The sequence below is a fragment of the Bradyrhizobium sp. Ken51 genome (genome assembly GCF_055807435.1).
Genome location: NZ_JBVVPB010000001.1, coordinates 365749 through 384756, shown reverse-complemented (window position 1 = coordinate 384756; position 19008 = coordinate 365749). Strand labels below are relative to the sequence as shown.

At 64.4% G+C, this 19008-nt stretch carries 14 protein-coding genes; 10 read left to right on the top strand and 4 right to left on the bottom strand.

From position 1 onward, the window contains the following. Window positions 1-724 precede the first annotated feature (724 nt). Window positions 725-2464 carry a methyl-accepting chemotaxis protein gene (locus AC0L27_RS01680; RefSeq protein ID WP_354206945.1) on the bottom strand — a complete coding sequence of 580 codons (1740 nt, stop codon included), beginning with the start codon at window positions 2462-2464 and terminating at the stop codon, window positions 725-727. A gap of 223 nt (window positions 2465-2687) precedes the next feature. On the opposite strand from AC0L27_RS01680, the gene AC0L27_RS01675 reads away from it, so the two are divergent. From AC0L27_RS01675 to AC0L27_RS01660, 4 genes are all read left to right on the top strand, one after another. Beyond that, window positions 2688-4070 carry an ethanolamine ammonia-lyase subunit EutB gene (locus AC0L27_RS01675; protein WP_354206943.1) on the top strand — a complete coding sequence of 461 codons (1383 nt, stop codon included), beginning with the start codon at window positions 2688-2690 and terminating at the stop codon, window positions 4068-4070. Window positions 4071-4222: 152 nt separating this feature from the next. Continuing rightward, a complete protein-coding gene (locus AC0L27_RS01670) occupies window positions 4223-5809 on the top strand; it encodes a B12-binding domain-containing radical SAM protein (RefSeq protein ID WP_354206941.1) in 1587 nt (528 codons plus the stop codon). Window positions 5810-5815: 6 nt separating this feature from the next. Then, window positions 5816-6601: an ethanolamine ammonia-lyase subunit EutC gene (gene eutC / locus AC0L27_RS01665; protein ID WP_354206939.1), complete on the top strand. Its 786-nt coding sequence runs from the start codon at window positions 5816-5818 to the stop codon at window positions 6599-6601. 206 nt (window positions 6602-6807) lie between these two features. Further along, window positions 6808-9174, top strand: coding sequence for an efflux RND transporter permease subunit (locus tag AC0L27_RS01660; protein WP_354206937.1), 2367 nt, complete (start codon window positions 6808-6810; stop codon window positions 9172-9174). A gap of 120 nt (window positions 9175-9294) precedes the next feature. On the opposite strand, the gene AC0L27_RS01655 is transcribed toward AC0L27_RS01660, so the two are convergent. Beyond that, a complete protein-coding gene (locus AC0L27_RS01655; RefSeq protein ID WP_106942534.1) occupies window positions 9295-9792 on the bottom strand; it encodes a hypothetical protein in 498 nt (165 codons plus the stop codon). Window positions 9793-10251: 459 nt separating this feature from the next. Between AC0L27_RS01655 and AC0L27_RS01650 the strand changes: the two genes are divergently transcribed. From AC0L27_RS01650 to AC0L27_RS01625, 6 genes are all read left to right on the top strand, one after another. Next, window positions 10252-10485: a hypothetical protein gene (locus AC0L27_RS01650; RefSeq protein ID WP_007593627.1), complete on the top strand. Its 234-nt coding sequence runs from the start codon at window positions 10252-10254 to the stop codon at window positions 10483-10485. Between the two features lie 194 nt (window positions 10486-10679). After that, window positions 10680-11564 carry a squalene synthase HpnC gene (gene hpnC, locus AC0L27_RS01645; protein WP_354206935.1) on the top strand — a complete coding sequence of 295 codons (885 nt, stop codon included), beginning with the start codon at window positions 10680-10682 and terminating at the stop codon, window positions 11562-11564. Beyond that, complete coding sequence (gene hpnD, locus AC0L27_RS01640; protein WP_275170603.1) at window positions 11554-12393, top strand: presqualene diphosphate synthase HpnD; 840 nt, start codon at window positions 11554-11556, stop codon at window positions 12391-12393. The genes hpnC and hpnD overlap by 11 nt, the downstream gene beginning before the upstream one ends. Further along, the gene (hpnE, locus tag AC0L27_RS01635) at window positions 12393-13649 is read left to right on the top strand and encodes a hydroxysqualene dehydroxylase HpnE (protein ID WP_473317874.1); all 1257 of its coding nucleotides are present in this window, start codon (window positions 12393-12395) and stop codon (window positions 13647-13649) included. The genes hpnD and hpnE overlap by 1 nt, the downstream gene beginning before the upstream one ends. Window positions 13650-13722: 73 nt before the next feature. Beyond that, window positions 13723-15690: a squalene--hopene cyclase gene (gene shc, locus AC0L27_RS01630; RefSeq protein ID WP_354206930.1), complete on the top strand. Its 1968-nt coding sequence runs from the start codon at window positions 13723-13725 to the stop codon at window positions 15688-15690. Then, window positions 15687-16436, top strand: a complete 750-nt coding sequence (locus tag AC0L27_RS01625; RefSeq protein ID WP_275170606.1) for a phosphorylase — start codon at window positions 15687-15689, stop codon at window positions 16434-16436. Before shc ends, AC0L27_RS01625 begins: the two co-directional genes overlap by 4 nt. Window positions 16437-16604: 168 nt before the next feature. Here the strand turns inward: AC0L27_RS01625 and hpnH are convergent, their stop codons facing one another. Further along, window positions 16605-17765 carry an adenosyl-hopene transferase HpnH gene (hpnH, locus tag AC0L27_RS01620; RefSeq protein WP_007593619.1) on the bottom strand — a complete coding sequence of 387 codons (1161 nt, stop codon included), beginning with the start codon at window positions 17763-17765 and terminating at the stop codon, window positions 16605-16607. 35 nt (window positions 17766-17800) lie between these two features. Further along, a complete protein-coding gene (ispH, locus tag AC0L27_RS01615; protein ID WP_219684809.1) occupies window positions 17801-18727 on the bottom strand; it encodes a 4-hydroxy-3-methylbut-2-enyl diphosphate reductase in 927 nt (308 codons plus the stop codon). Between the last annotated feature and the right edge of the window lie 281 nt (window positions 18728-19008).

Sequence of the window (19008 nt, the reverse complement as noted above, 5' to 3'; positions counted from 1 at the left end):
CGGCGAGTTGTTGAGGGTTCAGTGAGTTCGGACCGCACATCTTTGGGAAGGTCGTCTAGTCCTGACATGACGCAACCTGTCGAAGTCGATGCATGAGCTTCAGGCCGGTTTGCGAGGCCGGCCACAACTGACCAGGCCCGATCGGCTAGGGCTACGATCCCGACGGGTACGCATTGTTGCCATGAGCATCTGGAGCGGACGATGTTGCGCTGACGGCGGCATTGAATCGGGAGCGCCAAGCCACGTTGGGGATGAACAAGCCACGCCGGGTTTAGTTCCGCGCGCTGCTCCAAGAGCGCGGTATGGCGCCCCGCTTAGCTCGCGCTAGCGATTCGGCGTGTGATCTTTCCGGCCTGCTTCCCGCCGAAAAGCCTGAGCATTTGGGCCGCTTCCAAGGATCATTGTCTCCTGCATCGCTTCCGATAAACCCAGGTGGTGGCGATAGCAAAAAGCCGCGGACTGCTCCGCGGCTTTGGTTCACAGGGCGGCGGCCTCAGCCAGCCTTCGGCTTCTCACGATCTGCCGGCCCAGCGCGGAAGGCTCCAGCATTGACATCATGCCCCTGTTTTGCCCGACGAGTCAAATGTCATTTCGTAAAATACGAATGCTTTGGACTAGAGCCAAGCCATTGATATCGCTATCCCCGGCTACTGTGCATGGGGTTGTTTTCGCGTTTTTTGGTGGAGCGACCCCGCCCCCGGCTCTGCTGGCGATCGACGTGCTGCTACCCCGCCTTGGCGATACGGCCGTCCGCTGCGCCCGAGCGCAGGTTCTGGAAGAACTTCTCCACCTCGCGCGACAGCGTCTCCGCCGTCTCGGTCACGCTGCTCGCAGCCGTCAGCACCGAGGAGGCCGCAGTGTCGGTCTCGCCGATGGCGTCGCGGAGCGAGCTGATGTTGGCGACGAGGGTCTCGTTGCCTTGGGCAGCCGATTGCGCGTTGGACGAGATCTCGCGCGTGGCGGCATCCTGCTGGCCGATGGCGCCGGCGATCGCCGAGGTGACGTCGTTGATCTCGCGCACCGCGCCGCCGATCTCGCGGACAGCGTCGACGGCGTTGCGGGTGGAGGACTGGATCATCGAGACGTTCTCGCTGATGTCGGCGGTCGCCTTCGCGGTCTGCCCGGCAAGCGCCTTCACTTCGTGTGCGACGACGGCAAAGCCGCGTCCGGCATCGCCGGCGCGCGCGGCCTCGATGGTGGCATTGAGCGCGAGCAGATTGGTCTGCTCGGCGATGGCCTGGATCAGGCTGAGCACGCCGTCGATGCGTTGCGTGGCGGCCGCCAGGCTCTCGATCTCGGCGATCGAGTTTTCGGTGCGCTGGCCGGTCTGCTCGACCGCGCTGGCGGATTGCCGCACCTGGCGGCCGATCTCCACCACCGACGCAGACAGCTCCTCGGCCGCGCCTGCCACCGCCGTGACGTTGTGCGATGCCTGCTCGGTGGCGTTCGCCGCCGTGCCGGCGCGGCTGCTCGCGTCCGCGGTGACGCGGGTGATGGTCTGCGCCGTCTCGCGCATGACGGAGGCGTTGTCGCTGAGGCCGCGCATGATCGCGCCGATCGCCTCGCGAAACGCGTCGACGGATTGTTCGATGTGGCGGGCGCGCTCCTCGCGCGCGGCGGAGTCCTGCGAGACTTGTGAGGCGAGGTTGCGGTTACGCCCCATCGCGTCCTGGAAGATCTGGATCGCGCGTGCCAGTGCGCCGATCTCGTCGGCGCGGTTGCTGTGGGGCACCACGACGTTCTCGGCGCCGTCGGCGACCTGCTTGATGGTCGCGGTGATGGCGGAGAGGGGGCGTGCGATCGAGCGGGCAATGATGACGATGCCGATCACGACGAGGGCGAGCGCCACGCCGGCGAGGCAGGTCAGGACGAAGGACAGCGTGCGATTGGTCTCGGTCTCGTGCCCTATTTGCCTCGCGCGCTCGGCATAGACCTTGGACAGCGCCTCGAGATCCTTGTTCAGCGCCGAGCGCACGGCGCGGTTGGCGTCGTTGTCGCCCCATTCGCGGCCCGCGGCCGCATTGATCTCGACGCCGCGGCGCACCAGCTCTTTGCGAAACTCGACGAACTGCTCGATGCGCTTCTTGAACGTGGCGAACTGCTCGGCATCGTCAGCCTTGACGATGGTCTCCCAGCGCTTCACGACGTCGAGGATCTGGGCGTTGAACTTGAGCAGGCCCTCGCCGTATTTCTTCACCACGGCCGGTTCAGTCGACATGTAGACGCCGCGCGATTCCATCACGACCGCATAGACCAGCGAGTTGACCCGCTCGACATTCAGCGCGGCGGCGTTCGCGGTCTCGATTGCGTTCGTCAGGTCGGCGCCGCGGCGGCTGTTGTAGTCGGACAGCATCGCGATCGCCGCCGTGAGCAGCGCGAACAGCGCGAAGATCGCGTAGAGCTTGGTCGCAAGCGTGAAGCGGCCGGCGAGGCCGGTGGCATTCCCAGATTGGTCGATTCTCATGGTTTTCAGGGGCCCGAATGGCCGGAAGCGGCCCGGAGAGCGCAGTCGTACAAATTGATGCAAAACTATGCAGAATGAAGATGGACGCGGCGTTAACGGCGGGTTTGGCCCCCTTCGCCCTTGGTCGAAAGAAAGGTAAGATATTTCAGCGTCTTGATCTGAAGGTATAGTCTTGGGATCGGCCCTGGAGTCGGCCTCTGGCCGACGAACCCCGGAGAGACGATTGGTCTACCGCCACACCATCGACGCCACGACCTACACGTTCCCGGATTTGCGCGACTTGCTCGCCAAGGCGACGCCGCCGCGCTCCGGCGACCGGCTGGCCGGGATCGCCGCCGCCAGTGCCGAACAGATGATCGCGGCGCGGATGGCGCTGGCCGACGTCCCGCTCGGGCAGTTCTTGCAGGAAGCCGTCATCCCCTATGAGACCGACGAGGTCACCCGCCTCGTCATCGACAGTCACGACGTCAAGGCCTTCGCGCCGGTGGCTTCGCTGACGGTCGGTGCCTTTCGCGACTGGCTGCTATCGGACGCCGCGACGACCGAAATCTTGCGCAAGCTGGCTGGCGGCATCACCCCGGAGATGGCCGCCGCGGTCTCGAAGCTGATGCGCAACCAGGATCTGATCCTGGCGGCGCGGAAATGCGAGGTCACCACCGCTTTCCGCAACACCATCGGCCTGAAGGGCCGGATGAGCACCCGGCTCCAGCCCAACCATCCCTTCGACGACGCCAGGGGCATCACCGCCTCCATCCTGGACGGCATCCTGCTCGGCGCCGGCGATGCCTGCATCGGCATCAATCCGGCGAGCGACGACCCGGCCGTGATCGGCCAATTGCTGCGGCTGCTCGACGAGATCATCGCGCGGCTGAAGATCCCGACCCAGGCCTGCGTGCTGACCCATGTCACCACGACGCTGTCGCTGATCGGGCAGGGCGTGCCGGTCGACCTCGTCTTCCAGTCGGTCGCCGGCACTGAGGCCGCCAACCGCAGTTTTGGCATCGACCTCGCGCTTCTCAAGGAGGCGCAAGAGGCCGGGTTGTCGCAGAGGCGCGGTACGGTCGGCCAGAACGTGATGTATTTCGAGACCGGGCAGGGCTCGGCGCTATCGGCCAACGCCCATCACGGCGTCGACCAGCAGACCTGCGAGGCCCGCGCCTATGGAGTTGCCCGCGCCTTTGCGCCCCTCCTGGTCAACAGCGTGGTCGGCTTCATCGGCCCGGAATATCTCTACGACGGCAAGGAAATCATCCGGGCCGGGCTGGAGGATCACTTTTGCGGCAAGCTGCTCGGCCTGCCGCTCGGGATCGACATCTGCTACACCAACCACGCCGAGGCGGACCAGGACGACATGGACAATCTGCTGACGCTGTTGGCGGCCGCCGGCGTCACCTTCATCATGGGTGTCCCCGGCGCCGATGACGTCATGCTGAACTATCAGTCCACGTCTTTTCACGACGCGCTCTACGTCCGCGACGTCTTCGGACTGCGCCGCGCGCCGGAGTTCGACGACTGGCTGGCGCAGTCGGGGATTGCGGGTCCCGATTTCCGGCTTGCCGGCGATGCAGGCCTGCTGCCCGATTTCGCCTCACGGCTGATCGCGTGACGCCGCGGAAGCACCCGGCGGCTCGAGGAAACCATTGGTGCCCTAGGGAATTATGCTCATGCCACAATATTGAGAAATTCCGGCGGCAGCATTACGCTATGTGCCTGTCTGGCAATTTCCGCAGCTAAGTCGAGCGTGGCGGGGGAGCTTTGATGCGAGCTGAAAGTAACGGGACGTCCCGGCGGATTCTGTGCGTGTTTCCGCGATACACATCGTCGTTCGGGACGTTCGAGCATTCCTACCCCCTGACCGACGGCGTCCGCGCCTTCATGCCGCCGCAAGGGCTTTTGCTACTCGCGGCCTATCTGCCCGAGGAGTGGCAGGTCAAATTCGTCGACGAGAACCTTCGCCGCACGACGAAGGAGGAGTTCGGATGGGCGGAGGCGGTCTTCGTCAGCGGCATGCACATCCAGCGCCAGCAGATGAACGATATCTGCCGCCGCGCCCACGAGTTCGATCTGCCCGTCGCGCTCGGCGGTCCCTCTGTCAGCGCCTGCCCGGATTACTATCCCTCCTTCGACTATCTCCATGTCGGCGAGCTCGGCGACGCCACCAATCAGCTGCTCGAAATCTTGTCGCGCGACATCTCACGTCCGGAAGCGCAGGTGGTGCTGACCACCAAGGACCGTGTGCCGATGACGGAATTTCCGATCCCGGCCTACGAGCTCGCCGACGTCAAGAAATATTTCCTCGGCAGCATCCAGTATTCCAGCGGCTGTCCCTATCAGTGCGAGTTCTGCGACATCCCCGGGCTCTACGGCCGCAATCCGCGGCTCAAGTCGCCGGAGCAGATCATCGCCGAGCTCGACCGCCTGCGCGAATGCGGCATGACCGACACGGTCTATTTCGTCGACGACAATTTCATCGGCAACCGCAAGGCGGCGCTGGACCTCCTGCCGCATCTGATCGAATGGCAGAAGAGGACCGGCTACATGGTGCGGCTCGCCTGCGAGGCGACGCTCAACATCGCCAAGCGGCCGGAAATCCTCGAGAAGATGCGCGAGGCCTATTTCGTCACCATCTTCTGCGGCATCGAGACGCCCGACCCCGATGCGCTGAAGGCGATGCACAAGGACCACAACATGATGGTCCCGATCCTCGAGGGCGTGCAAACCATCAACTCCTACGGCATGGAGGTCGTGTCCGGCATCATCATGGGGCTCGACACCGACAAACCGAACACTTCGGAGGCGCTGCTCGCCTTCGTCGAGGACTCGCGGATTCCGCTGCTCACGATCAACCTGCTTCAGGCGCTGCCGAAGACGCCGCTGTGGGACCGGTTGGAGCGCGAGGGACGCCTGGTCGAGGACGACGGCCGCGATTCCAATGTCAACTTCCTGTTGCCCTACGACGACGTCGTCGCGTCCTGGAAGCACGCCATGGCCGTCGCCTACGAGCCCGAGAAGGTCTACGCGCGCTTCCAGTATCAATGCGACCACGTTTACGTGCACCGCCTTGAGATGCCGAAACCGGACGAGATGAAGACCTGGCCCAACATCAGGCGCGGCCTGGTCATGCTGCGAAACATCTTCTGGAAGGTCGGCGTGCTCGGCGACTACAAGCGCGTGTTCTGGAAGTTCGCGCTGGGCCGCATCAAGCGCGGCGATCTCGAAGGCCTGATCGGCTGCACCCTGATCGCCCACCATCTCATCACCTTTGCGCGGGCGGCCTCGACCGGCCAGCAGAACGCCTCGAACTATTCGATCCGGCTACGCGAGGCCTCCGTCCCCGCCGAATGATGCGACATGTCTGATCCGGCCACCCCGCGTCGTCCGACCCTCGATCTGCGGTCGCTCACGCCCGCGCGCGTCGCGCTCGGGCGCAGCGGCGCGAGCCTGCCGACGCGGGCACTGCTCGATTTCACGCTGGACCATGCCCGCGCCCGCGATGCCGTACATGCCGTCTTCGATGCGCCGCGGCTGGTCGCGGATCTCCGCGCGCTTGGCCTCGTCGTCACCGAGGCGAACAGCCAGGCGGTCGACCGCAGGGATTATCTGCGGCGGCCCGATCTGGGCAGACGGCTAGATGCTGGATCAGCAGAGGCTCTGGCGCGGAGCGCCTCGGAGCCGTGCCAACTCGCACTCGTGATTGGCGATGGGCTGTCGGCGGCGGCGGTCCACGCCCATGCGGCCGCCTTGGTGATGCGCCTGCTGCCGTTGCTCGCAGCCGACGATGGTGTCGCGATCGGCCATGTCGTCGTCGCCTCAGGCGCGCGCGTCGCGCTCGGCGACGAGATCGGCGCCATTCTCGGCGCGCGCATGGTCGTGACGCTGATCGGCGAGCGGCCAGGCCTGTCGGCGCCTGACAGTCTCGGCGCCTATCTGACTTTCGCCCCGGGGCCGGGCCGCAGCGATGCCGAGCGCAATTGCGTGTCGAACATCCACAAGGCCGGGTTGAGCTATGACGAGGCCGCCTTCAAGATCGCCTGGTTGGTCCGCGAGGGGCTCGCGCGGGAACTGACCGGTGTGGCGCTGAAGGACGAGAGCGCGGACCGCGCGCCGCGTCGAATTGGCACGGCTTTGCCCGGATGAAGGGCATTAAGGCAAAATCGCCACATCTTGATCGATTCGGCCACACTCCGCCTGCTTGCGAGAAGGGTGATTGACCTGCTAAACCCCTCGCGGCGATTTTCTGCGCATTTTCAAAGGGCAAGCCTCCCATTGGTATGGCATTTTCAAGCCGTTCGCGGGGCGCGACAAGCTCACAGACCCGAGCCGATTTAGGAACTGGACAAGGCATGCTCGAAAAGCACAGCGAGAGTGAGGTTCATGTCGACAAGGTCGAGCAGGGACCTGCGTCCTCGATCGCCTTCGGGCTGGAGCGCATCGGGCTGATCGCTGTCCGGGCGCCCATCGTCTCCTGCATCGTCCTGCTCGTCCTGATCGTCGGCGCCGTGTTCGGCATCCACCGGATCAAGATCGACGATTCGCTGTCGCAGCTGTTCCGGTCCAACACGCCGGAATTCCGCCAGTATGAAGCGGTGACCAAGAAGTTCCCGGCCGAGGAATTCGATGTCCTCGTCGTGGTCGAGGGCAAGACCCTGCTGGCGCGGAACAACCTCGAGAAGCTGCGCGACTTCGTCACCGACATGCAACTGGTCGATGGCACGCGCGGACTGGTCTCGCTGTTCTCCGCGCGTCAGGCGCCGGCGCCGGGCAAGCTTCCCGCCGCGCTGTTCCCGCCCGAGCTGCCCGAGGGCGCGGCCTATGACAAGTTCATCGAGGGCGTCAAAGCCAACGAGATCATCCGCGGCAAGCTGTTGTCCGAGGACGGCACGCTGGCGCTGATCGTGCTGTCGCTCGATCCGGAGGTGGTCGCCTCCAACAAGCTGACCAAGACCGTCGCCGACATCCGGGCGCTGATGAAGGAAGACCTCGGCGACACCGGGCTCAACGTGCAGCTTTCCGGCGTGCCGGTGATGCAGCTCGAGATCCGCAACGCGGTCGAGCGCGACGGGCTCACCTACAACATCCTCGGCATTCTCGCCGGCTGTGTCATCGCCATCATCTTCTTCAGAAAAATCTCGTTCATGGTGGCGGCGGCGTTCCCGCCGATGATCGCGATCTTGCTGGCCCTCGGCGCGCTCGGCTGGGCCAATTTCAATCTCAACATGTTCCTGAACGTGATGACGCCGCTCATCATGGTGATCAGCTTCTCGGACTCGATGCAGCTCACCTTCGCCGCGCGCGACCGGCTGATCGCGGGCCAGGACAAGTTCACCGCGTTCAAGAACGCGGTGCTGGTGGTGGGACCGGCCTGCGTGCTGACGCACGGCACCGCCGGCATTTCCTTCATCGCGCTCCAGTTCTCCGACTCCGATCTGATCCGCAAGTTCGGCGAGGCGGGTCTCGCCGCCACCATCATCGCGCTGGTCGCGGTGTTGTCGCTGGTGCCGGTGTTCGGCGTGCTGTTGGTGCGCAACGAGAAGGTCTTTGCGACCAAGTTCCAGAGCGCGGATGCCGGCGTGCAGGCGCTGCGTAATTTCTGCTACTGGATTGCGGTGCGCATGGTGGGCCGTCCCGGCCTGTTCAGCCTGATCGCCGTGCTGTTCGTCGCCGGCCTCGGCGTCATCTACGCCAATCTGGAGCCGCGCTACCGGCTCGCCGACCAGGTGCCGGACAAGCGCCAGGCGGTCGCCGCCAGCGACCGGCTCGACGCCAAGCTCACCGGCGCCAACCCGGTCAACGTTCTGATCCAGTTCCCCAAGGGTGAATCGCTCTATTCGCCGGAGACGCTGCAGACCATCGCCGACGTGCACGCGACGGTGGAGAAGGCAGCCGGTGTCGGCAATGTCTGGTCGGTCGAGACCCTGCGCCGCTGGCTCGCGGACAAGGCCGGCAGCGCCGATGTCGCGACGCTGAAGGAATATGTCAGCGTCATTCCGGAGCATCTGGTGCGCCGGTTCATCGATGCCGAGCAGGACGCCGTCGTGGTCGCAGGTCGCGTGCCGGACAAGGATTCCAGCCAGCTCCTGCCGATCGTCGACAAGCTCGATTCCGAGCTCGACGCCGTCCGCAAGAAGCATCCCGGCTATGAAGTGGCGGTCACGGGTCTTGCCGCGATTGCCGCGCGCAACTCGGCCGGCATGATCGAGAAGCTCAATCGCGGGCTCACCGTCGAATTCGCGCTGGTCGCGATCTTCATCGGCCTGGCCTTCCGCTCCTGGGTGGTGATGTTCGCCTGCATCCTGCCGGGCATCTTCCCCGTGGTGATGTCGGGAACGGTGCTGTGGGCGATGGGTGAGGGACTGCAATTCGCCAGCGTCGTGGCTCTGACCGTTTCGTTTGGCCTGGGCTTAAGCGCCACCATCCACTTTCTCAACCGCCTCAGGCTCGAGAGCAAGCCGGGCGTCGGCTCGGCGCTCGCGGTCGAGCGCGCGACCGTGCTGGTCGGCCCGGCATTGATCCTGACCACGCTGGTGCTGGCCTGCGGTCTCGTCGTCACGGTGTTCTCCGACCTGCCGTCGCTACGGCTGTTCGGCTGGCTCAGCGCCTTCTCGATGGTCATGGCGCTCGTCGCCGACCTCTTCATCCTGCGGCCGACGGCGATGTGGCTGATCAATCTGCACGGCAAGCTTCAGGGTACAGACAAGCCAGCCATTTGAGCGGCTGCATCCATCGGACATGGAATCGGCGGGTCCGGCGATTGCGCCGCGGCTCCGAAAAACAACAAAGCCCCGGTTCGCGAGAACCGGGGCTTGGTGCTTTGGAAGCGGTAAGAGCTGTCAGCCCTTCGTCATCGTGATGTTGACGCCGCGAATCTCGCCCTTGGACGAGATCTGCACCGTCTGCTTGGTGCCGTTGGTGCGCAGCGACAAATTGGCGGCAAAGCCGTTGGCCTCGACGAAAACCTCGATCTGGCCGCCACCGGCGGTGCCTTGCAAATTGCCGAAGATGTTGCGGTTGGTCTCGCTCCAATTGCCGGAGATGCGCTCACCCTGGCTTGTCACGTCGCTGGTGAGGTCGAACTTGTAGCTGTCGGACGCGCAGTGCAGCGCCTGCTTGAGGCTGAGACCGGTGCCGGCAACCTTGTAGTCCGCCTTGCAGCGGATGCGCTCGGTGGAGCCGTCGGACAGCGACACCGTACCCGTCCCGGTCCACGCGCCCTCGAAACCTGCAAACGGTCCGGACGACTGAGCCTGACTCGCCGAAACTGAGAACAGCAGCACAGCGCCGATGCCGGCCGCCTTGATTGCCAGTTCAGATCGCCCAAAGAATTTCATCTCAAAATATCCCGTTTTGGAACGACGTTCGCTTGTCGCCAAGGACGTCTCGCCACATCGAAGGTTTAGTGTTCCGAGTCTGTGTCAGGTTCAATGGCCGGCCGCCCACATGTCGGCATCGCGAAGCGCGCTTGCCATGGTTGACCTCCGGATTCTCTGCGTTTCGGCATGTTTCTGGCGCCTAAGGCGGGATGGAGAGATGCAGCTCTGCAACAGGTGCGCAGCAAAACGCGGCGTGCCTGAATTATGGCGTAGTATCAATCTCTTACATTTGCCAGAGAAGGCGCAGGGAAGACCTGATTTGGTGGACGTGGCGCCAATTTGGCCGCATTTGCCAGTGCTTGTGCCTTCTCTGAGGCCGCTACTCCCGCGGCGACTTGCCATCAGAATACTCCGTTCCGGTCGTCGCCTGTGCTGTCCGGGATTGGTGCGATTCTGCCGTCAGAATGAAGGAATACAATGCGTAAGCTTCTCGTCGCTCTCACCTTGCTGTCGGCCTCCCTCTCGACCGCAGCGTTCGCCCAGCAAGGGCGCGGCACGGACGCCGAGCAGAAGGCCTGCTCGCGCGATGTGCAGAAGCTCTGCCGTCCGGTCATCGACCAGGGCGATTTCACCATCCTGGCCTGCCTCAAGGAGAACCGGGCCAAGATCTCGCAGGCCTGCGACCAGGTCCTGAAGAACCACAACCAGTAAGCTCGGCCACTGGCCCACAAAAGGCGGCCTCCGGGGCCGCCTTTTCGGACCTGATCCGCAAAGGGCAGCCATCGAGAGACAGGATTGGTTTTGCGGCCGTATTCCCCTATATGGGGGCCGCGGCGGCATCGCCGGCACGGGCTAGCGCGAGCGAAAAAGCCCTTCCTGTCCAAACGATTGTAGACCAGCCCTCGATGACCTCTGCGAGCGAATTGCGATCCGGCAAGGGTGAGCGCGACGAGAATTTTCCCGTCGCGTCCTGGATCATTCATCCGCGTCATCGCGCGCTGATCCTGGCGTATTACAATTTCGTCCGCACCGCCGACGACATCGCCGACCACGCCACGCTGCCGCCCGACGAGAAGCTCGCTTATCTCGACCTGCTCGAGGCGGAATTGCTCGGCAAGGGCGACACCCAGGCCGAGGCCGTCAGCCTGCGGCATGCACTGGCCGAACGCGGCATGGCGCCGCGCCACGCGCTCGACGTGCTCATCGCGTTCCGCATGGACGTGACCAAGTTGCGCTACGAGAACTGGGACGAGGTCATCCATTATTGCCGCTACTCGGCGATGCCGGTCGGCCGCTTCATGCTCGACGTCCATGGTGAGAGCACCTCGACCTGGGCCGCGTCGGATGCACTCTGCGCAGCGCTGCAGATCAACAACCACCTTCAGGATTGCGGCAAGGATTTCCGCGAGCTCAACCGCGTCTACCTGCCGCGCGATGCGCTGGCCGCGAGTGGCGCCTCGGTCGAGCAGCTCGGACTGGCGCAGTCGCCGCCGGCGATGCTGGCCTGCCTTCAGGCTCTCGCCGTGCGCAACGAAGCGCTGCTCGAGGAGGGCAGGTCGTTAGCTGCGGAGATCCGGGATTTCCGCCTCGGCGTCGAGGTCTCCGTGATCCAGGCCTATGCCGACCGCATCGTGCGCCTGTTGAAGGTGCGCGATCCCTTGCGCGAGCGCGTGCACCTGAACAAGCTCGAGCTCCTCACCTTCAGCCTCGCCGGCATGATCGGCGAAGTCGGCCGCCGCGCGGTCGGACGCAAAGCCATTTCCAGACCGGGGACTGCACATGACGCTTGAGGCGACCTCGCCCGGCGCCAATTATGGCTCGACCGCATCCGGCAGTTCGTTCTACGCCGCGATGCGCATCCTGCCGCACGACCAGCGCGAAGCGATGTTCCAGATCTACAGCTTCTGCCGCCAGGTCGACGACATCGCCGATTCCGATGGCCCGCGCGACGAGCGGCTCGCCGCCCTTCAGGCGTGGCGCAACGACATCGATGCGCTCTACCAGGGCAATCCGCCGCCGCGGCTGAAGGACTACGTCGCGTCGGTGAAAAGCTTCGGCCTCAAGCGCGAGGATTTCCTTGCGATCGTCGACGGCATGGAGATGGACGTGCCGCAGGACATCCGCGCGCCCGACATGGCGACGCTGGATCTCTACTGCGATCGCGTTGCGAGTGCCGTGGGGCGGCTGTCGGTCCGGGTCTTCGGCCTGCCGGAAGAAGATGGCATCGAGCTCGCGCATCATCTCGGCCGCGCGCTCCAGCTCACCAACATCCTGCGCGACATCGACGAGGATGCGGGCCTCGGGCGGCTCTATCTGCCGCGCGAAGCGCTGCTGCATGCCGGCATCACCTCCAACGATCCGGACCGCGTGATCGTCGAGCGCGCGCTGCCGAAGGTCTGCCTGCCGCTGGCGCAACGCGCAAAGGTGTATTTCGAGAAGTCGGACGAGATCATGAATCGCAACCGGCGCCGCGCGGTGCGCGCGCCGCGGATGATGTCGAAATACTATCATGCCATTCTGGATCTCCTGATCGCGCGCGGGTTCAACGCGCCGCGTGAGCCGGTGCGTGTGTCGAAGATCACACGCATCGCCATCCTGCTCCGTTACGCTCTCATCTGATGCAAAAAACAGCTCACATCATCGGTGCTGGAATCTCCGGCCTCTCCGCCGCCGTGCGGCTTGCCAATGCCGGCTTCAAGATCGCCGTGCACGAGGCGACGCAGCAGGCCGGCGGCCGCTGCCGTTCCTATTTCGACGGTGCCACCAATCTCACCATCGACAACGGCAACCATTTGCTGCTGTCCGGCAATAGCCACGCGCGCGCCTATGCGCGCTCGATCGGCACCGAGGCGGGCCTCGTCGGTCCGGAGCGCGCGCAGTTTCCCTTCGTCGACATCACGACCGGGCAGCGCTGGCAGATCGATCTCGGCGACGGCCGGCTGCCGACGTGGGTGCTCGACGAGAGCCGCCGCGTCCCCGACACCGGGTTGACCGATTATCTGAAGCTGGCGCCGCTGATCTGGGCCTCGGAAGAGACGCTGGTCGGCAAGTCCATTCCCTGCGAGGGCATCCTCTATCAGCGCCTGGTGCAGCCGCTACTGCTGGCGGCGCTCAACGTCGATCCACCCGAAGGCTCGGCTGGGCTTGCCGGCGCGATCGTCCGCGAGACGCTGCTTGCCGGCGGGCAGGCCTGCCGTCCCCTGATCGCGCGGGACGGACTAAGTGCGGTGCTGATCGAGCCTGCCGTGACGTTCCTGCAGGAGCGCGGCCACACCGTTCAGCTCGGCCATGAGCTGCGCTCGTTTGCGACCCATGAGGGCAAGGTCGGTGCGCTGAATTTCGGCGGCGAAGATGTGGTCCAGATCGGCGCGGGCGACGTCGTCGTGATGGCGGTGCCGCCGCGCGCTGCCTCCAACTTGCTGCCGGGCCTGAAGACGCCGACCGAATTCCGCGCCATCGTGAATGCGCATTTCCGCGTTGAGCCGCCAGCGGGATCGGCTCCGATCCTCGGCGTAATCGGTGGCGTCGTGGAATGGCTGTTTGCGTTCCCGAACCGGCTTTCCGTCACCATCAGCAACGGCGACCGTCTGGTCGAGATGCCGCGCGAGGAACTCGCGCAGGCGATCTGGAACGACGTCTGCAAGGCGGGCGGTGTTTCCGGCGAGCTGCCCCCTTGGCAGATCGTGCGCGAGCGCCGCGCCACATTTGCGGCGACTCCGGCGCAGAATGCCCTGCGTCCAGGGCCGGTCACTGCGCTGAAAAACCTGTTTCTTGCAGGCGATTGGACTGCTACGGGATTGCCTGCAACCATCGAGGGATCGGTCCGATCCGGTGATCGCGCCGCCGATCTGGTTCTGGCCGCCAAGGGATACTGACAGGCGGCCCTGACGGGCATTTGTCCCGGTCAATTTCGACCAATTCAATCGACTATCGGAGCAATCGAGCGAGATGGATTCCGTGAACGCGACCAGCCGCGAAGCCCAAGAATTGAGAAACTTGGAATCGAGCATTGTGTCGGCCACCGAAGGCGTCCTCGGCTTCCAGCAACCCGACGGCCATTGGGTGTTCGAGCTCGAGGCAGATTGCACCATTCCCGCCGAATACGTGCTGCTGCGCCATTATCTGGCCGAGCCGGTCGATGCCGTGCTCGAAGCCAAGATCGCCAATTATCTTCGCCGCGTTCAGGGCGCCCATGGCGGTTGGCCGCTGGTGCATGACGGCGAGTTCGACATGAGCGCCAGCGTGAAGGCGTATTTCGCGCTGAAGATGATCGGGGATTCCATCGACGCGCCGCACATGGTGCGTGCGCGCGAGGCGATCCATTCCCGCGGCGGCGCCATTCACAGCAACGTCTTCACGCGCTTCATGCTTGCGATGTTTGGCGTCGTGACCTGGCGCGCGGTACCGGTGCTGCCGATCGAGATCGTGCTGCTGCCGTTCTGGTCGCCTTTCCACATCAACAAGATCTCCTACTGGGCGCGCACCACCATGGTGCCGCTGATGGTCATCGCCGCGCTGAAGCCGCGGGCGAGGAATCCCAAGGGCATCGGTATCGACGAGCTGTTCCTGCAGGATCCGCGCTCGATCGGCATGACTGCCAAGGCGCCGCACCAGAGCATGGCCTGGTTCGTTCTGTTCCGCGCGCTCGACGGCATTTTGCGCGTGGTCGAGCCGATGTTTCCCAAGAGCTTGCGCAAGCGCGCGATCGATGCAGCGCTCGCCTTCACCGAGGAGCGGCTCAATGGCGAGGACGGCATGGGCGCGATCTATCCGCCGATGGCCAACATCGTCATGATGTACGACGCGCTCGGCAAGGACGAGAACTTCCCGCCGCGCGCGATCACGCGCCGGGGTATCGACAAGCTGCTCGTGATCAAGGACGACGAAGCCTATTGCCAGCCCTGCGTCTCGCCGGTGTGGGACACGACGCTGACCGCCCACGCGCTGCTCGAAGCCGGCGGTAACAGGGCGGTGCCTGCGGCCAAGCAGGGTCTCGACTGGCTGAGCCCGAAGCAGGAGCTCGAGGTGAAGGGCGACTGGGCGGTGAAACGGCCCGACGTGCGCCCGGGTGGGTGGGCCTTCCAGTACAACAATGCCCATTATCCCGATCTCGACGATACCGCGGTGGTCGTGATGTCGATGGACCGGATGCGCCGGGAGCACGGCGCGACCGGCTATGACGCCGCGATCGACCGTGCGCGGGAGTGGATCGAGGGCATGCAGAGCGACGACGGCGGCTGGGCTGCCTTCGACGTCAACAATCTCGAATACTATCTGAACAACATCCCGTTCTCGGACCATGGCGCGCTGCTCGATCCACCGACCGAGGACGTCACCGCGCGCTGCGTCTCGATGCTGGCCCAGCTCGGCGAGACCGCGAAGACCAGCAAGCATGTCGCGGACGGGATCGACTACCTCCGAAAGACCCAGCACCCGGAAGGGTCCTGGTATGGCCGCTGGGGGATGAACTTCATCTATGGAACCTGGTCGGTGCTGTGCGCCCTCAACATGGCCGGCGTCCGCCATGACGACCCCATGATCCGGAAAGCCGCCGGCTGGCTGGCCTCGATCCAGAACAAGGACGGCGGCTGGGGCGAGGATGCCGTCAGCTACCGGCTGGACTACCGGGGCTGGGAAGCGGCCCCCTCGACCGCGTCGCAAACGGCATGGGCCTTGCTTGCCCTGATGGCGGCAGGCGAGGTTGATCACCCGGCCGTCGCCCGCGGGGTGGAGTACCTGATTGCAACACAGAACGAAAAAGGACTGTGGGACGAACAGCGGTACACCGCCACAGGCTTTCCCCGTGTATTCTATCTACGGTACCATGGTTACCCGAAGTTCTTCCCGCTGTGGGCGTTGGCGCGGTATCGGAACTTGCGGAACACCAACAGCAGGGTGGTAGGGGTCGGAATGTGACTTTGGGGACGGGGGACTATCTTACCGCGGGTCAAACCGTTGATCCGAGGCCGATATTGATCGTGACTGGACTGGTTCAGGAGGCCCGCATCGCGGCCGGGCCCGGAATGGCGGTCATTTGTTCGTCGAGCAGCCCGACCCAGTTGCGGGCGCTGTTGACGGTGCTGGATCCCGAGACGATTCGCGGTGTGATCTCCTTTGGCGTTGCCGGCGGGCTCGACCCGACGCTGCGCTCCGGCGACGTCGTGCTGGCGACCGAGGTGCTCGCGGGCGACACCCGCTGGGCCGCCGGCCTCTCGCTCGGCGACGACCTGATCGACCGCCTGACGTCGGGGCGCCGCCGCGTGGTGCGCGGCAGCCTCGCCGGTGCCGAGGAAGTGGTCACGGGGCGCTCCTGCAAGGCGGCGCTGCATTCGGAGACCGGAGCGGCCGCCGTCGACATGGAAAGCCACATCGCGGCCGCCTACGCCGCCGAGGCCGGCTTGCCGTTCGCCGCGGTCCGCGTCATCAGCGATCCCGCCCATCGCGCGCTGCCGGCGCTCGCCCGCGCCGCCATCAAGCCGAATGGCCAGATCGACGTGCTGGCCGTGCTGCGCGGCATCGCGCGCAATCCGACCGCGCTGCACGGACTGGTCTCGACCGGCCTCGACTTCAACCGCGCGCTGCGCTCACTTCGCGGCTGCCGCGACTTCCTGATCGGCACCGAGCTGGTCGAGGGCGAGGCGCTGGTCTCCGAGGCGGCCTGAGCGGGTTCTGCGATCACTAAAATGAAAAGGCCCGGTCGCCAATGGCGACCGGGCCTTTTGTTTTGATCTGCGTAGCTCGGATGGAGCAGAGCGCAATCCGGGGCCTTCAACGCGGAGGCACCCTCCCGGATTTCGCTTGCGCTCCATCCGGGCTACAGGTCACCGCGCTTACGCGGCGGTCGAAGCCTTCCGTGCGGCCTTCTCCTGGGCAGCGGCGGCCTCGTCCTTGCGGATCTCCGACAGGCGCTTCTGCACTTCCGCCGAGAAGATATACTGGGCCGGACGCTGCTTGCTCATGTCGATCTCCGGCGCCATTGGACCCGTGGTCCTGATGCCGCGCAGCGACACCCACATCGCCTTCAGCGGGTTGTTGATGGCAGCGGTCGCCGCCGTCGGCTCGTAGCCGCAATGGGCCATACAGTCGGCGCACTTCTCGTACTTGCCGGTGCCGTAGGTCTCCCAGTCGGTCGTGTCCATCAGCTCCTTGAAGGTCTTCGCATAGCCTTCGCCGAGCAGGTAGCAGGGCTTCTGCCAACCGAAGATGTTGCGCGCGGGCATGCCCCAGGGCGTGCACTCATATTCCTGGTTGCCGGCGAGGAAGTCGAGGAACAGGCCGGAATGCATGAAATTCCACTTCTTGCCTTTGCCCATCGCAAAGACGTCGCGGAACAGCTTCTTGGTCTTGGTGCGGTTGAGGAAGTGCTCCTGGTCGGGCGCGCGCTCATAGGCGTAGCCGGGCGACATCGAGACGCCGACACCGAGCTCGACCGTGAGGTCGAGGAACTTGGCGATCTCCTCGGCCGGGTGGCCGTCGAAGATGGTGGCGTTGACGTTGACGGTGAAGCCGCGGGCCTTGGCCGCCTTGATCGCGGAGACGGCGCGGTCGAACACGCCCTTCTGCGACACGGCCTTGTCGTGGTGCTCCTTCAGGCCATCGAGATGCACCGAGAAGAACAGATAGGGCGAGGGCTCGAACAGATCGAGCTTCTTCTCGAGCAACAACGCGTTGGTGCAGAGCGAGACGAACTTCTTGCGCGCCACGAGGCCGCGCACGATCTCGCCGATCTCCTTGTGGATCAGCGGCTCGCCGCCGGGAATGGCGACCATCGGCGCGCCGCACTCGTCGGCCGCGTCCCAGCACTCCTGTGCGGTCATGCGGCGGTTGAGGATCGCATCCGGATAGTCGATCTTGCCGCAGCCGACGCAGGCGAGGTTGCAGCGGAACAGCGGCTCCAGCATCAGCACGAGCGGATAGCGCTTGCGGCCAAGCAGCTTCTGCTTGATCAAATAGCCGCCGATACGCATTTCCTTGAAGAAGGGGATAGCCATTACAAGTTTCTTTCTGGGCTTGAAATTCGGGTGGGTCAGCTCGCAGCCAGTTGGGCCGGAAGCCGGAATTCGATGTTTTCCTCGCGGCCGGGGAGCACCGAGACCTTGACCGGTCCGATCCGCCGCATTGCTTCGATCACGTCATCCACGAGTACCTCGGGCGCCGAAGCGCCAGCCGTGACACCGACGGTTCTGGCATCTTTCAACCACTCGGGATTGAGCGCGCTGCCGTCGGCAATCAGATAACTCGCGACACCGGCCTCAGTGCCGATTTCGCGGAGCCGGTTCGAGTTCGAGCTATTGGCAGCGCCCACCACCAAGATCACGTCGACCAGCTTGCTCAAATCCCTTACCGCAGATTGGCGGTTCTGTGTCGCATAGCAGATATCCCGGATATCCGGACCTTGAATATCTGTAAAGCGGGCCTGCAGGGCCGAAATGATGTCCTTGGTGTCATCCACAGACAGGGTGGTCTGGGTGATGTAGGCCACTGGCGTATCCGCCGGCAGCTCAAGGGCCTTAACCTCTTCAACACTTTGGACCAGCAGGACGGGGGCGGGAACCTGGCCCATCGTACCCTCGACCTCGGGGTGGCCAGCATGGCCGATCAGGATCAGGGTGCGGCCCCTGGCGATGTAGCGCTTCCCCTGATTGTGAACTTTCGTGACCAGGGGGCAGGTGGCATTGAGCACTGGAAGGTCGCGCGCGGCCGCTTCTTCCTCGACGCTGCGGGCGACGCCATGAGCGCTGAAGACCGTCACGGCCTTCGGCGGCACCTCTGACAGTTCCTCGACGAAGATCGCGCCTTTGTTTTTCAGGCTCTCGACGACGTACTTGTTGTGCACGATCTCATGGCGCACGTAGACGGGCGGGCCGTACTTCTCCAGCGCCCGTTCCACGATCTCGATTGCACGCACCACTCCCGCGCAAAAGCCACGCGGTTGCGCCAGATAAACTTCCATTGGACGCCCATCACGCAAGTTGCACCAATCCGCTCTCAAGTTCAGGGGTCACCGCGATACGAACCAATGAGTTGCAATATCCGCACCACGGTTTCGCGCAGGCGGTAGCTGCCCACCCCTGTCGCCGCCCCGGTGCATGGAGGCGCAGCACTTTGTGTCAAAAAATCGGCAGTAAGGAAAGGTGGAACGAACTTTGGTTCCCTACTGGATCACTTTTGCGGTACTATAGTAGAGGGCGCCCATTGCCGCAAAAGTGGAGACATTTGTGCGCGCGCTTCGTC